We start from the raw sequence: 13584 nt of genomic DNA on the forward strand, positions 1-13584 counted from the left end.
TCGCCGTCCTCTCCCTCGGCCTCGTCGGCTTCCTGCCGGTCTTCGGCGCCATCGCCCTCGGCTTCGTCCTCGCCTGGCCGGCCTCGATCCTCGTCGCGCGCTGGATCAAGGCCAACGACCCGGCCTGGAACGCCGGGAAGGACCGCCCGACCCGCGCGGAGTACCGCGAGCGCCTGCGGCACGGCCCGGACCCGCTCCGCCCCGAGCCGCCGAACCCGCTCGCGCCCTCCCGGCGCTGACCGAGGCGGAGAAACCGGAACCGCCCACGGGCGGCGCTCGACACCCTGCACGACGCCTGCCGGCCCTGCCGGATCCACGGGGCGCGCGACCGACCGAAGCGGGCTTGCCCGCAAGGCCCGGCGCGACAAGCGAAAGCATTGCTTTCGCCGCGCCGACGGCTGGAGCGCGGTTGCGCGCGGAAGCCGTGAGGGGTCCAGATTTCCCCGTCGCGCGCAATCCGTCCGTGAGCGCCCCGGCGAGCGCGGAATCGCGCTCGCCCCCCGAGGGGCGATCGCGGACGGATTTGCCACGGGTCAAATCCGTCTTGCGTCCCCGTCGCGACCTGCTTCCGGCCGGGGCTTCGGCTCCACCGACGTGCAGGTGCGGGCGCTCAAGACGCCTCCGTTTATCCTGCAACAACATCAATATGTTGCCCCATGCCCAACTGCGGACCCCTCGCGCCCGCCCACGCCGGGCGCCCGTTGACACCGCCCCTGCCCGCGTATATCTCGCCCCGACGACACCGGCCCAGGTGGCGGAATGGTAGACGCGCTGGTTTCAGGTACCAGTGGCTTAACGGCCGTGGAAGTTCGAGTCTTCTCCTGGGCACCAAGTCCCCCGCGCGTCCGCGCTTCCGCGCGGCGCGCGCGCGAGGGAACGACATGACGAACCACCTGCACCAGGGCGACCTGCCGGAGGGCCTCGACCTCGGCCCGGTCGTCGCCATCGACACCGAGACGATGGGGCTCGTCCCCGCCCGCGACCGGCTCTGCCTCGTGCAGCTCTCCGCCGGCGACGGCGACGCCCACCTCGTGCAGATCCGCCCCGGCGACGCCGCCCCCCGCCTCGTCGCCATGCTCGGCGACCCGGGGGTGGAGAAGCTCTTCCACTTCGCCCGCTTCGACGTCGCGGTGCTGCTCCACCGCTTCGGCGTGCTGACCCAGCCCGTCTGGTGCACCAAGATCGCCTCGAAGCTCGTGCGGACCTACACCGACCGCCACGGCCTCAAGGACCTGCTCCGCGAGATGCTCGAGGTCGACGTCTCCAAGGCGCAGCAATCCTCCGACTGGGGCGCGGCCACGCTCACCCCGGCGCAGATCGACTACGCCGCATCGGACGTCCTCCACCTCCACCGCCTCAAGGCGGCGCTGGAGCCGCGCCTCGCCCGCGAGGGCCGGGCCGGGCTGGCGCGGGCCTGCTTCGACTTCCTCCCCACCCGCGCCCGCCTCGACCTCGCCGGCTGGGACGAGGTCGACATCTTCGCCCATGCCTGACCCCGTGCCCGCCCGCGCTCCGACCCCGCCGCCCGACGACGCCCCCCGCGACGCCAGCCTGATCGCCGCCGGCCGCCGCGTGGTCGGCGTCGAGGCCGAGGCGCTCGGCAAGCTCGCGGGCGCGCTCGACGCCAGCTTCGCCGCCGCCGCCCGGCTGCTCCTCGCTGCGAAGGGCCGGGTGATCGTCTCCGGCATGGGCAAGTCCGGCCATGTCGGGCGCAAGATCGCCGCGACGCTCGCCTCGACCGGCACGCCCGCCCTCTTTGTTCACCCGGCCGAGGCGAGCCACGGCGACCTCGGCATGATCACCCGCGACGACGTGGTGGTGCTGCTCTCGAACTCCGGCGAGACGCCCGAGCTCGCCGACCTGATCGCCTATACCCGCCGCTTCGCCATCCCCCTCGTCGCCGTCGCCGGCCGCGCCGACAGCACGCTGATCGCCCAGGCCGACATCGGCGTCGTCCTGCCCGACGCGCCCGAGGCCTGCCCCGTCGGCCTCGCGCCCACCACCTCCACGACGATGACCCTCGCCCTCGGCGACGCGCTGGCCGTGGCGCTGATGGAGGCCCGCGCCTTCACCCCGGCCGCCTTCCGCGACCTCCACCCCGGCGGCCGCCTCGGCGCGCGCCTCGCCACCGTCGGCCAGCTGATGCACCGCGGCGCCGAGGCGCCGCTCGTAGGCGTCGAGACGCCCATGCCCGAGGCGCTGATCGAGATGACGCGGAAGGGCTTCGGCGTCGTCGGCGTCACCGACGGCGAGGGCGCGCTCGTCGGCATCGTCACCGACGGCGACCTGCGCCGGCACATGGACGGCCTGCTCTCCCGCCGCGTCGGCGAGGTGATGACCCGCGCGCCCCGCACCATCGCCACAACCGCGCTCGCCTCCGAGGCGCTCGGGATCATGAACGCCTCGCGCATCACCACGCTCTTCGCGGTCGACCCGGCGGCGCCCGGCCGGCCGGCCGGCGTGCTGCATGTCCACGACTGCCTGCGCGCCGGCGTCGCCTGAGCCATGGCCGCCGCCGGCCCCGGGCTCTATTCGCGCCTCGTCGCCATCCTCAAGGTCGGGCTGCCGCTCGTCGCCATCGCCATGCTCGCCGGCCTCTTCCTCGGCTCGGAGCGGCCGCGCGGCGGCGGCGAGCTGGTGTTCTCCCCGGCCGACCTCGCGGCGCTCGGCAGCGGGATGCGGGTCAGCGCGCCGGTGTTCTCCGGGGTGACCGACGCGGGCGACCGCTTCCGCTTCACCGCCGCCGAGGTGACCCCCGACGCCGCGCCCCCGACCCGCGCCGCCATCGACGCGCTCGCGGGCCGGATCGACTTCGCCGACGGCCGCGGCGTCGACGTCCGCGCCGACGACGGCGATCTCGACCTGCATTCCCAGGCGCTGAAGCTCGAGGGCGACGTCCGGCTCCGCAGCGACGACGGCTACGCCTTCGCCGCCCGGCGCGTCGACGTCGACCTCCGGGCCGGCGGCATGGTGGCCACCGGCGAGGTCGGCGGCGAGGGCCCGATGGGCACGATCGCCGCCGGGAGGCTCACCGTCACGCCCCCCGAGGCGGAAGGCGGCGGGCGCAAGTTCTTGTTCGAGGAGGCGGTGCGGGTAGTATACGATCCGGCGACCGCCCCGCCCGGGGCGGCCGCGGCCCCTGCCCCGACCGGGGCCTCGACCGAAGAATGAAAGGCCTCCGATGCGCGCCGTGACCATCCCTGCCCTGCTCGCGGCGCTGGCGGCGGGCGGCGCGGCGGCGCAGCAGGGCCCCGCGGCGGCGACCGGCGCGGCGGCGCGGGAGGCCGCGCCCAAAGGCGGCGCCTCGGTCCCCTTCGGGGACTTCGAGCACGATTCCACCCTGCCGGTCGAGATCACCTCCGACGCGCTGGCGCTCGACCAGACGGCGCGGACCGCGGTGTTCACCGGCACGGTCAAGGTCGGCCAGGGCGAGCTGCGCCTCGCCGCCGACCGGCTCGAGGTCTACTACGCCGAGGGCGCCGAGGGGCAGCAGGGCGGCATCGAGCGCATGGACGCCACCGGCAACGTCACCCTCTCGAACGGCGTCGAGGCCGCCGAGGCCCGGCACGCCCGCTACGTCGTCTCGACCGGCATCGTCGACATGGACGGCGACGTCCTCCTCACCCAGGGCTCCAACGCGCTCGCGAGCGAGCGCCTGCGCCTCGACCTCAACGCCGGCACCGGCACCCTCGAGGGCCGCGTCAAGACGATCATCGTCCCCGGCGAGGTCAAGGGCGCGGCCCCCGCCGCCCCGCGCAAGGGCGCCCCGGACGCCGGGAAGGGCGCCGCGCCTTGAGCCGCCCCGCGCTCCGCGTCACCGAGGGCGGCCAGGGCCTCGTCGCCGCCAACCTCGGCAAGGCCTACCGCCGCCGCCCGATCCTGCGCGACGTCTCGCTCTCGCTCCGCCGCGGCGAGGTCGCGGCGCTGCTCGGGCCCAACGGCGCCGGCAAGACCACCTGCTTCTACGCCATCGCCGGCCTCGTCCCGCCCGATTCCGGGACCGTCTCCGTCGACGGCGTCGACGTCACCCACCTGCCGATGTACCGCCGCGCCAGGATGGGCATCGGCTACCTACCGCAGGAGGCCTCGGTCTTCCGCGGCCTCTCCGTCGCCGACAACATCCGCGCCATCCTCGAGGTCACCGTCCCCGACGCCGAGAAGCGCCACGAGATGCTCGACGAGCTCCTCGGCGAGTTCTCGATCGCCCACCTCGCCCGCGCCCCGGCCATCGCCCTCTCCGGCGGCGAGCGGCGGCGGGTGGAGATCGCCCGCTGCCTCGCCGCCCTGCCGAAATACGTGCTCCTCGACGAGCCCTTCGCCGGCGTCGACCCGCTCGCCGTCGCCGACATCCGCAAGCTCGTGCGCCAGCTCAAGGACCGCGGCATCGGCGTGCTGATCACCGACCACAATGTGCGCGAGACGCTGGAAATCGTCGACCGGGCCTATATCCTTCACGGGGGCTCGGTGATCATGACCGGCACCCCCGAGGAGGTCGTGCGCGACGACAATGTGCGGCGTGTCTACCTTGGCGACAGCTTCCGCATCTGACCGCGGACGCGGCGCAGGACGGGGCGCCGCCTGATGGCCCTCGCCCCGCGCATCGAGATCCGGCAGGGCCAGGCGCTCGTCATGACGCCGCAGCTGCAGCAGGCGATCCGCTTCCTGCAGATGTCGAACCTCGCGCTGACCGACTACGTCGCCGCCGAGGTCGAGAAGAACCCCTTCCTCGAGCTCGCGTCGCCCCCGCCGCTCCCCGCCGGCGGCGCCCGCATCGGCCGCGCCTCGGCCGGCCCGATCGACGGGCTCGACGCCACGCCCGCCACCGTCAGCCTCGCCGACCACCTCCAGGCCCAGATCGGCGCCGCCCGCGCCGCGCCCTCCGTGGTCACCGCCGCGCGCCTCCTCGCCGAGGAGCTCGAGGAGGACGGCTACCTGCGCGCGCCGCTCGCCGAGGTCGCCGCCCGCCACCGCCTCGCCGCTTCGGACGTCGAGCGCGGGCTGGCGCTGGTGCAGTCCTGCGACCCCGTCGGCGTCGGGGCCCGCACGCTGGCCGAATGCATGGCGCTCCAGCTCCGCGAGCGCGACCGCCTCGACCCGGCCATGCGCGCGCTCGTCGAGAACCTCGTCCTCCTCGCCCGCGGCCGCACCGAGGAGCTCCAGGCGATCTGCGGCGTCGACGCGGCCGACTTCGCCGACATGCTCGCCGAGCTGCGCGCCCTCGACCCCAAGCCCGGCCTGCGCTTCGCCGAGGCCCCGACCCAGGCCGTCGCGCCCGACGTCTACGTCGTCCGCGCGCCCGGCGGCGGCTGGACCGTCGAGCTCAACACCGAGACCCTGCCCCGCGTCCTCGTCGACAACCGCTACGTCGCGCAGCTCGCCGGCAAGGACGGCCCGACCCGCGCCTACGTCTCCGAGATGAGCGCCGCGGCGAACTGGCTGGCGCGCAGCCTCGAGCAGCGCGCCCGCACCATCCTGAGGGTCGCGAGCGCGCTCGCCCGCCACCAGGAGGGCTTCTTCGACGCCGGCCCCGGCCGCCTGCGCCCGCTCACCCGGCGGGCGCTCGCCGACCGGCTCGGCCTCCACGAATCCACAATCAGCCGGGTCACGGCCGACAAGTACGTCGCCTGCGAGCAGGGAGTGATCGAGATGCGGGGCCTCTTCAGCGCGACCATCCAGTCCTCCGCCGGCGGCGAGGGCGTCTCCGCCGCGGCGGTCCAGTCGCGCATCCGCGCGATGATCGCCCGCGAGGCGGCGGCGCGTCCGGTCTCCGACGACGCCCTCGTAAACCTCCTCGCCGAGGAGGGGATTGAAATCGCTAGGCGGACGGTTGCAAAGTACCGCGAAGGCATGGGCATACCGTCCTCGGTCGAGCGTCGTCGATCCAGGGCGACCCTCGCCAGAACCTGACGGTTCAGGGGCGCGGCCGCCGATGCGGGCGAACCAACCAGAGCCGGCGATGGCCGGCGCATTAGGGGGGCGCGACATGCGAATCCAGGTCAGCGGCAAGCAGATAGACATCGGCGAGTCGCTGAGAAACCACGTCGAGGACAAGGTCGTCGAGCTGTGCGGCAAGTACGCCGACCGCGCCGTCGAGGCCGTGGTGATCTTCTCCCGCGACCGGCACGAGTTCATCGCCGACAGCTCGGTCCACCTGCCGACCGGGCTGACCGCCCAGTCCAAGGCGCGCGCCGGCGAGATCTACGCGAGCTTCGACGCCGCGATGGACCGGCTCGAGAAGCAGCTCCGCCGCTACAAGCGGCGGCTCAAGGACCACCACCGCAACCGCGAGTTTCCGATTGAAGCCGTCGACGCGCCGTCCTACATCCTCGCGAGCGGCGAGGACCATGCCGACGGGGCGGAGCCCGAGACGCTCCAGCCGATCATTGTCGCCGAGATGGAGACACGGGTGCCTTATCTGTCGGTCGGCGAGGCGGTGATGCAGATGGAGCTGGCCGGGGCGGGGGTGCTCGTCTTCCGCAACGACGCGCATGGCGGGGTCAACGTGGTGTACCGGCGCGACGACGGCAACATCGGCTGGATCGACCCGCGGAACAGCCAGTGACGCCGACGGGCCGAGGGAGTCCCTGATCATGGAGCTTTCGCAGATTCTGGGCGTCGAGGCCGTGCGCGCGCCCCTCAAGGCGACGAGCAAGAAGCGCCTGCTCCAGGACCTCGCCGACATGGCCGAGCAGGTCTACGGCCTCTCGGCCGAGGCGGCCTACAAGGCGCTGACCGAGCGCGAGGCGCTCGGTCCCACCGGCGTCGGGCGCGGCGTGGCCATCCCGCACGCCCGCTTCGCCGGGGTGAGCCACGTGGTCGGGCTGTTCGTGCGGCTGGAGAAGCCGGTCGACTTCGAGTCGATCGACCGCCAGCCGGTCGACCTCGTCTTCGCCCTCCTCGCGCCGGAGGCGGCCGGGGCCGAGCACCTCAAGGCGCTGGCGCGCGTGTCGCGGACCCTGCGCAGCGAGGCGATCTGCGCCAAGCTGCGCTCGACCTTCGATCCCAACGCCCTCTACGCGATCCTGACCGAGACGAAGAGCGAGCAGGCCGCCTGAGACCGCCCGGCGACGGCGATCTCAGGCAGGCCCCTCCCCCTGTCGCCGCCATCCCCTTCCCCTCCGAGCCCTCCCGGCACGCAACCCGGTCGCCGGGATCGCAGCCGAGCGGCGACGCGTCGCCTCTCGACGGCGCATGTCCACACTGCACGACAGTGGAGAGGAAGCCCGGCCCGAGGCTGGCCGCGACGGTGACGCCAGACGGATTTGACCCGTGGCAAATCCGTCCGCGATCGCCCCTGCGGGGGGCGAGCGCGATTCCGCGCTCGCCGGGGCGCTCACGGACGGATTGCGCGCTTCCGCAGAAATCGGCGCCCCTCACGGCTTCCGCGCGCAACCGCGCTCCAGCCGTCGGCGCGGCGAAAGCAATGCTTTCGCCTGTCGCGCCGGGCCTCGCGGGCAAGCCCGCTTCGGTCGCTCGGCGCTCGCGCGCGCCCCGTGGATCCAGCAGAGCAGACAGGTGTCGTGCAGTGTGGCGCATGTCACCGCCGCGGAATCTCGCCGCAGCAAAATCAATGACTTACCGAATTTTCACGCGTGAACACCACGCCACGACAGAACGGCGCGCCGCTTCGGGCGCGCCGTGAAGCCCGGGACGCCGCGCCCCGCGCCCCGGACCCGGCGATCAGCCGCGGGCGACCGCCTTCTCGCGCAGCGGCTCGCGCAGCGAGTCGAGCGTGGTCTGGAGGTAGTCCAGGAACTCGCCGCGCAGCTCGTCCCGGGCGAGGCCGAAGGCCACCGTCGCCTGGAGATAGCCCGACTTCGAGCCGCAGTCGAAGCGCTGGCCGCGGAAGCGGAAGGCGTGGACGTCGCCGCGCCGCCCGATCTCCTGCGCGATCGCGTCGGTCAGCTGCACCTCGCCGCCGGCCCCGGCCTCGAGCTTCTCGAGGTTCTTCAGCACGTTCGGCGTCAGGATGTAGCGGCCGATCACCGCGAAGTTCGAGGGCGCGTCGGCCGCCTTCGGCTTCTCGACCATCGCCCTCACCGACATCGTGGTGCCGGTCTGGCCGCCGACGTCGACGATCCCGTAGGAGGAGACGCTGGCATGCGGCACCTCCATCGTCGCGACCATGTTGCCGCCGGTCTCGGCATAGGCCTCGACCATCTGCTTCAGGCAGGGGGTCTCCGCGTCGATCACGTCGTCGGGCAGGATCACCGCGAAGGGCTCGTCGCCGATCAGCCGCCGCGCGCACCAGACGGCGTGGCCGAGGCCGCGCCGCTCCTGCTGCCGCACATAGGCGACCGCGCCCGAATCCATGTCCGTCTGCTTCAGCGCCTCGATCAGCGCCGTCTTCTTGCCCTCGTGCAGCGCCGCCTCGAGCTCCGGCGCGCCGTCGAAGTAGTCCTCCAGCGCGCTCTTGCCGCGCGAGGTGACGAAGATGAACTCCTTCACCCCCGCGGCGCGCGCCTCGTCGATCGCGTACTGGATCAGCGGTCGGTCGACGAGGGGGAGGATCTCCTTCGGCACCGACTTGGTCGCCGGCAGGAACCGCGTCCCGAAGCCGGCCACCGGAAATACAGCCTTCGTAACCTTGCGGCTCATCGCGCCCCTCGCTCGTTACTCATCCTTGAACCCCGCTGCGCGGCGTCCGTTCCATGGCGACCCTGCCCCGCCCTTAGCACAACCCCGGAACGGCGTCCCCTGCTTTTGCTCACGGCCGTCCCTCGGCAGCCAGAATCGCCTCGATCCGCGCCACGTCCTCGGGATTGTTGAGCTCCCAGAAGGCGCGTCCGCGCGCGTCGACCTCGACGCAGCGCACCGGCACGCCGTTCTCGAGAAACCGGAGCTGCTCCAACCCTTCCCACGCCTCGAGCGGACCCTCGCGCCACTCGTCATAGCGCAGCAGCGCCCCCCGGCGATAGGCGTAGGCGCCGACATGGTGAAAGACCGGAATCGTCTCCCCCGGCCCGAGCGGCCGCCCGGTATAGGGGATGACCTCCTTCGAGAAGTAGAGCGCGTTCCCCTCCGCCCCGAAGACCGCCGTGGTCGCGCCGACCCGCCCGTTGCGGCGGTCCTCGATGAAGCTCGCCATCGAGCCCGCGTCGCAGCGCAGCACCGGCGTCGCCATCTCGCAGTCCGGATCGGCGCGCATCGTGCGGATCAGCGCGCCGAGGAACCAGGGCGGCGTCAGCGGCGCGTCGCCCTGCAGGTTCACCACCACGTCCCAGCCCGGCCCCATCGCCCGCGACACCGCGGCGCAGCGCTCCGTGCCGTTGCGGCAATGCTCCGAGGTCATCACCACCTCGGCGCCGAAGTCCTCCGCCGCCTTGCGGATGCGCTCGTCGTCGGTCGCCACCACGATCCGGTCGACGCCCGGCACCTCGTGCGCCGCCTCCCAGGCCCGCCGGATCAGGCTCCGCGGCTCGCCCGTCGCCCCGCGCAGCGCCGTCAGCGGCTTGCCCGGGAAGCGGGTCGAGGCGTAGCGGGCCGGGATGACCAGCAGGACGCGCAAGGCGTCAGGCGCCCGCCAGCGGCACGCCCGGCGCGTGGGCGATGAAGAACGGGTTCTCGAACCCGGCCTTGCCGTAGGTGAGCGGCGTGTGGTCGTCGAAGCGCACCACCTTGCCCCCGGCGCCGAGCAGCACCGCCTGCCCGGCCGCGGTGTCCCACTCCATCGTCCGCCCGAGCCGCGGATAAAGATCCGCCTCGCCCGCCGCCACCAGGCAGAACTTCAGCGACGACCCGGCCGAGCGGAAGTCCTTCACCGCATAGCGCCCGATGTAGTCGTCCGTCGCCTGGTCGCGATGCGACTTCGACGCCACCACCACCAGCGCCGCCGGATCGGGGTCCGAGACCTCGAGCGGCCGCACCTCGCCCTGCCGCTCCACCGCGTGCGCCCCGGTCTCCTCGACCGAGCGCCCGTCGGCCAGCGTGTAGAACAGCCGCCCGATCGCCGGCGCATAGACCACGCCCCGCGTCGGCACGCCGTCCTCGATCAGCGCGATGTTCACCGTGAAGTCGCCGCGCCGCTGCACGAACTCCTTCGTCCCGTCGAGCGGATCGACCAGGAAGAACGTCGCCGCCGAGACCCCGTGGCTCGCCGCCTGCTCCTCGGTCACCACCGGGATCTCCGGGAACGCCGCCGCGAGCCCCGCCGAGATCAGCGCGTCCGCCCGCTCGTCGGCCACCGTCACCGGCGAGGCGTCTGCCTTCGCCTTCACGCCGAGGTCGGGGCCGTCATAGACCTCCATGATCGCCGCGCCCGCCTCGAGGGCAAGACGGCGGCAGGTCGTCACGATGCTGGCATGGTCCATCGGCGGTCTCTCCCGGCACTGGTCAATCGGAACTGGACAATCCGACCCTATGACCACCCGCGGCGGCATTGTAAACAGGAACGCACGGTGAGGTTTACGATGGCCGATATTCCCCCGGGCGGCGTTCCGCCGACCCACGCGCGGCTCGCCCGCTGGTGGCGCCGCTGGCGCTGGCTGACGCTCGGCGTCGGCGGCTTCGTGGCGGTCTGGCTCCTCGTCGTCGCCGGCAACAGCCTCGGCCGCTACCTCGGCTGGTTCGTCCCCGCCGCCCCGCCCGAGACGATCGCCGCCGCGCTCCGCCCCTACTACCGCCCCCTGGTCCCGCCCGGCCCGGGGCCCTTCCCCACCGCGCTCCTCTACTCGGGCTGCGACGGCCCGCACGACAACCTCGACCGCTGGGCCGCCATGCTGAACGCCCGCGGCTGGGCGGCCATCGTCGTCGACAGCCACGCGCCCCGCGACTACCTCGACCACGACGTCTGGCGGCTGATCTGCGCCGGCCAGCTGCTGATGGGCTCCGAGCGCGCCGCCGACGTCCTCGTCTCGATCTACGACGCCCGGCGGATGGACTTCGTCGACCCCGACCGGATCGTGCTGATCGGCGCCTCGCACGGCGGCTGGGCGATCATGGAGCTCCTCGCCTTCGAGAAGGAATGGCGCCTCCCCTACGGCCTCTCCGCGCTCCCCGCCGGCGACGCGCGGCACCCCCTCGACGGCGTGGCCGGCGCGATCCTGCTCTACCCCTATTGCGGCACGGCGAACCGCGCGCGCCGCCTCGGCTGGAGCCTCCCCGTCCCGGTCCTGTTCCTGCTCGCCGGCCGCGACACCATCGCCCCGGCCGGCGCCTGCCTCGACATCGCCGGCGAGCTCGCCCGCGCCGGCCTCCCCGTCGAGACGCGGGTATTCCCCGGCGCGACCCACGGCTTCGACCAGCAGGAACGCGCGCCGCTCAGCTTCCTCGAGTTCGACCCCGAGATCACCGCCGAGGCCATGACCCTCGCCGGCGCCTTCCTCGACCACCTCCCCCCGCCCCGCACACCGCCACCCGCCCGCCCCCGCCCTGACGCGCGCCCCGGGCAGCGGCGCGCGCATCGACCACCCCGCAGCGCGCGCCCACGCAGCGGCCCGGCCCGCACGCGCGCGTCGCCCGGCGGGGGACTGGCCGGACATCGCGGGATCAAGCGGCTCGACACACCCGCGCGCACATCCTGCCGCCGCCCCGGGCGCTCACCGCCAGCGGATCGCCGCCGCCGTGACCAGCCCGCCGCCCGCGCCCCCGGGCAGCGGCTCGACGCGCACCCGGGCGAGCGCGTCGACCGAGCCGTAGCGCGCCCGCGCCGCCGCGGCGACCGGGGTCGCCTCCTCCTCGGCGGGATGGATCGGCCGCGCCAGCACCGCGACCTCCCCGAGCACGACATGCGCCCGCGTCGGCGTGGCCGGGAACTGCGGCGCCCCGCCGCCCCGCGTCATCGCGCCGAGCCCGACGCCGGACATCAGGACGGCCATCGCCGCCACGAACGCAGCACGTCGCATGCCGCCCGTCTCCAGAAGGTCGCTTTCGGGATCGCGACGTTGTGCGCCGCAACATTTCCCTACCGCAACCTTTGTTAAGCCGGGGTTAATCCCGCCGCCCGCCGCGCAGGCGCGACCTTTCCGCCACACCCCCGCGCGCCGCCCCTCCGGCCGCGCGCGCCCCGCGCCGGGAACCGGCCCCCCGCCGCGGCGTTCCGCCCCGGCCCCGCGCGGGACGCCCATGGTGGCGCCGCGCGGCGAAGGAGGCTAAAGAGGGCGTCCCGGACGGAGGAACGATGCGGCGCACCCAGGCTTCCGACATCCCGCGCGCGCTGGCGGTCCTCTGCCTCTGCGCCTCCGCCGGCTGCGCCACGCGGCCGGCGCCGCCGCCCTCGCTCGAGGACGACCCGCTCGAGGAGCAGAACCGCTCCTCCCACCAGCTGAACGTCGCCCTCGATTCCACCCTCTACGGACCCGCCGCCCGCACCTACGGCGCCGTCGTTCCCGAGCCGGCGCGCAACGGCGTGACCAACCTCGTCAACCACTCGCGCCTGCCGCACGGGGCGATCCAGTACCTGCTGCAGGGCCGCCCGGAGATGGCGCTCCAGGACACCCTGCGCTTCGCGGTCAACACCGTCTTCGGCCTCGGCGGCCTGCTCGACCCGGCCAGGGAGATGGGCCTGCCCTACCGCGAGACCAACGTCGACGAGACGCTGCACGTCTGGGGCGTGCCCGCGGGCGGCTACTGGGAGCTGCCGGTGGGCGGCCCGGGCACCCAGCGCGACTGGATCGGCTACGGCATCGACGTCGTCGTCGACCCGGCCTTCTACCTGACCGGCGGCGCCTCCTACGTGATCGCCGGGCTCCGCGGCGTCGATCTCCTGCACGACCGCTACAAGCTCGACCCGGCGGTCGAGGCGCTGCTCTACGAGAGCTCGGACAGCTACACCGCCCAACGGATCAGTTACTTGCAGAACATGACCTCGCGCCTCCAAGGTGGCGCGACGGCGCTCGAGACCCTGGAGGACCCCTATGCCGACCAATGACGCCCCGATCTCGCGCCGCCGCCTGCTCGTCCTCGCCCTCGGCGCCGCCGCGCTCCTCGCGCTCCCCTTCCGCGCCGCGCCCGCACTGGCCGACACGCCGACCGACCGCGCCACCGCGCTGGTGCAGGGCCTCTCCGACCAGCTGATCGCGCTGCTGCGCTCCGGCCGCTCCGAGGCGCAGCTCTACGGCGAGTTCGAGAAGCTCCTCGCCCGCTACGGCGACATCCCCGTCGTCGCCGGCAGCGTGCTCGGCCCGCCCTGGCGCGGCGCCACCCCGGCGCAGAAGCAGGCCTTCGTCGCCGCCTTCCAGACCTATCTGTCGCGCAAGTACGGCAAGCAGTTCCGCGACTACCAGAACGCCTCGATCCGCATCGTCCGCGCCCGCGACGCCGGCAAGAGCGGCGTCCTCGTCGAGACCCGCGTCGACCGCCCCGGCCGCGACGGCTTCACCGTCGAGTGGCAGGTGAGCGAGCGCGGCGGCGCGCCCAAGGTGATCAACCTGATCATCGAGGGCGTCTCGATGCTGACCAACGAGCGCGCCGAGATCGGCGCCCAGTACGAGGCCGCCGGCGGCAACCTCGACAAGCTGATCGCCAGCCTGAAGGCCACCGCCTGACCGCCGCCCGGCCGTCCTACCGTGGCGACGCGCTCACATGCGCTCGCCCGTGAAGCGGCCGGAAAATGACGAGCAAATGCAAACGCGCCGTATCTCGGCA

15 protein-coding genes and 1 tRNA gene are annotated in these 13584 nt (G+C 73.5%); 13 read left to right on the top strand and 3 right to left on the bottom strand.

Features of this window, described 5'->3' with window-relative positions; translation table 11 throughout:
• The 10 genes from KBB57_RS08865 to KBB57_RS08910 form a co-directional block, all read left to right on the top strand.
• Positions 1-239 (top strand): hypothetical protein (locus tag KBB57_RS08865; protein WP_290748847.1); only part of this gene is annotated, 239 nt, incomplete at its 5' end.
• Between the two features lie 506 nt (positions 240-745).
• Positions 746-831, top strand: a tRNA-Leu gene (locus tag KBB57_RS08870).
• A 50-nt stretch (positions 832-881) separates the two neighbouring features.
• The gene (locus KBB57_RS08875) at positions 882-1493 is read left to right on the top strand and encodes a ribonuclease D (RefSeq protein WP_290748850.1); all 612 of its coding nucleotides are present in this window, start codon (positions 882-884) and stop codon (positions 1491-1493) included.
• A complete protein-coding gene (locus KBB57_RS08880; protein ID WP_290748853.1) occupies positions 1486-2502 on the top strand; it encodes an SIS domain-containing protein in 1017 nt (338 codons plus the stop codon). Before KBB57_RS08875 ends, KBB57_RS08880 begins: the two co-directional genes overlap by 8 nt.
• A gap of 3 nt (positions 2503-2505) precedes the next feature.
• Positions 2506-3171 (top strand): hypothetical protein, encoded by a 666-nt coding sequence (locus KBB57_RS08885; protein ID WP_290748856.1) that lies wholly within the window; start codon positions 2506-2508, stop codon positions 3169-3171.
• 19 nt (positions 3172-3190) lie between these two features.
• A complete protein-coding gene (locus KBB57_RS08890; RefSeq protein WP_290748858.1) occupies positions 3191-3796 on the top strand; it encodes an LptA/OstA family protein in 606 nt (201 codons plus the stop codon).
• Complete coding sequence (gene lptB / locus KBB57_RS08895; RefSeq protein ID WP_290748861.1) at positions 3793-4548, top strand: LPS export ABC transporter ATP-binding protein; 756 nt, start codon at positions 3793-3795, stop codon at positions 4546-4548. Before KBB57_RS08890 ends, lptB begins: the two co-directional genes overlap by 4 nt.
• 33 nt (positions 4549-4581) lie before the next feature.
• Positions 4582-5907, top strand: a complete 1326-nt coding sequence (gene rpoN, locus KBB57_RS08900; RefSeq protein WP_290748864.1) for an RNA polymerase factor sigma-54 — start codon at positions 4582-4584, stop codon at positions 5905-5907.
• 76 nt (positions 5908-5983) lie between these two features.
• Positions 5984-6562 carry a ribosome-associated translation inhibitor RaiA gene (gene raiA, locus KBB57_RS08905; protein WP_290748865.1) on the top strand — a complete coding sequence of 193 codons (579 nt, stop codon included), beginning with the start codon at positions 5984-5986 and terminating at the stop codon, positions 6560-6562.
• A gap of 28 nt (positions 6563-6590) precedes the next feature.
• Complete coding sequence (locus KBB57_RS08910) at positions 6591-7055, top strand: PTS sugar transporter subunit IIA (RefSeq protein ID WP_290748866.1); 465 nt, start codon at positions 6591-6593, stop codon at positions 7053-7055.
• Positions 7056-7680: 625 nt separating this feature from the next.
• Here KBB57_RS08910 and galU read toward each other — a convergent pair.
• From galU to cysQ, 3 genes are all read right to left on the bottom strand, one after another.
• Positions 7681-8598: a UTP--glucose-1-phosphate uridylyltransferase GalU gene (galU, locus tag KBB57_RS08915; protein ID WP_290748868.1), complete on the bottom strand. Its 918-nt coding sequence runs from the start codon at positions 8596-8598 to the stop codon at positions 7681-7683.
• A 109-nt stretch (positions 8599-8707) separates the two neighbouring features.
• Positions 8708-9508, bottom strand: coding sequence for a 3-deoxy-manno-octulosonate cytidylyltransferase (locus tag KBB57_RS08920; protein ID WP_290748870.1), 801 nt, complete (start codon positions 9506-9508; stop codon positions 8708-8710).
• Positions 9509-9512: 4 nt separating this feature from the next.
• Positions 9513-10310, bottom strand: coding sequence for a 3'(2'),5'-bisphosphate nucleotidase CysQ (gene cysQ / locus KBB57_RS08925; RefSeq protein ID WP_290748873.1), 798 nt, complete (start codon positions 10308-10310; stop codon positions 9513-9515).
• Positions 10311-10409: 99 nt separating this feature from the next.
• Here cysQ and KBB57_RS08930 point away from each other — a divergent pair, with 99 nt between their 5' ends.
• From KBB57_RS08930 to KBB57_RS08940, 3 genes are all read left to right on the top strand, one after another.
• Positions 10410-11921, top strand: a complete 1512-nt coding sequence (locus tag KBB57_RS08930; RefSeq protein WP_290748875.1) for a dienelactone hydrolase family protein — start codon at positions 10410-10412, stop codon at positions 11919-11921.
• A gap of 197 nt (positions 11922-12118) precedes the next feature.
• Complete coding sequence (locus KBB57_RS08935; protein WP_290748877.1) at positions 12119-12868, top strand: VacJ family lipoprotein; 750 nt, start codon at positions 12119-12121, stop codon at positions 12866-12868.
• Positions 12855-13484: a phospholipid-binding protein MlaC gene (locus KBB57_RS08940; protein WP_290748880.1), complete on the top strand. Its 630-nt coding sequence runs from the start codon at positions 12855-12857 to the stop codon at positions 13482-13484. Before KBB57_RS08935 ends, KBB57_RS08940 begins: the two co-directional genes overlap by 14 nt.
• Positions 13485-13584 lie beyond the last annotated feature (100 nt).

Origin of the sequence: Amaricoccus sp., from assembly GCF_017993425.1 — a bacterium.
Lineage (GTDB): Bacteria > Pseudomonadota > Alphaproteobacteria > Rhodobacterales > Rhodobacteraceae > Amaricoccus.

Coding starts and splice junctions, on each gene's coding strand:
- KBB57_RS08875 (WP_290748850.1), top strand. CDS start 882: ATGACGAACCACCTGCACCAGGGCGACCTGCCGGAGGGCCTCGACCTC.
- KBB57_RS08880 (WP_290748853.1), top strand. CDS start 1,486: ATGCCTGACCCCGTGCCCGCCCGCGCTCCGACCCCGCCGCCCGACGAC.
- KBB57_RS08885 (WP_290748856.1), top strand. CDS start 2,506: ATGGCCGCCGCCGGCCCCGGGCTCTATTCGCGCCTCGTCGCCATCCTC.
- rpoN (WP_290748864.1), top strand. CDS start 4,582: ATGGCCCTCGCCCCGCGCATCGAGATCCGGCAGGGCCAGGCGCTCGTC.
- raiA (WP_290748865.1), top strand. CDS start 5,984: ATGCGAATCCAGGTCAGCGGCAAGCAGATAGACATCGGCGAGTCGCTG.
- KBB57_RS08910 (WP_290748866.1), top strand. CDS start 6,591: ATGGAGCTTTCGCAGATTCTGGGCGTCGAGGCCGTGCGCGCGCCCCTC.
- galU (WP_290748868.1), bottom strand. CDS start 8,598: ATGAGCCGCAAGGTTACGAAGGCTGTATTTCCGGTGGCCGGCTTCGGG.
- cysQ (WP_290748873.1), bottom strand. CDS start 10,310: ATGGACCATGCCAGCATCGTGACGACCTGCCGCCGTCTTGCCCTCGAG.
- KBB57_RS08930 (WP_290748875.1), top strand. CDS start 10,410: ATGGCCGATATTCCCCCGGGCGGCGTTCCGCCGACCCACGCGCGGCTC.
- KBB57_RS08935 (WP_290748877.1), top strand. CDS start 12,119: ATGCGGCGCACCCAGGCTTCCGACATCCCGCGCGCGCTGGCGGTCCTC.
- KBB57_RS08940 (WP_290748880.1), top strand. CDS start 12,855: ATGCCGACCAATGACGCCCCGATCTCGCGCCGCCGCCTGCTCGTCCTC.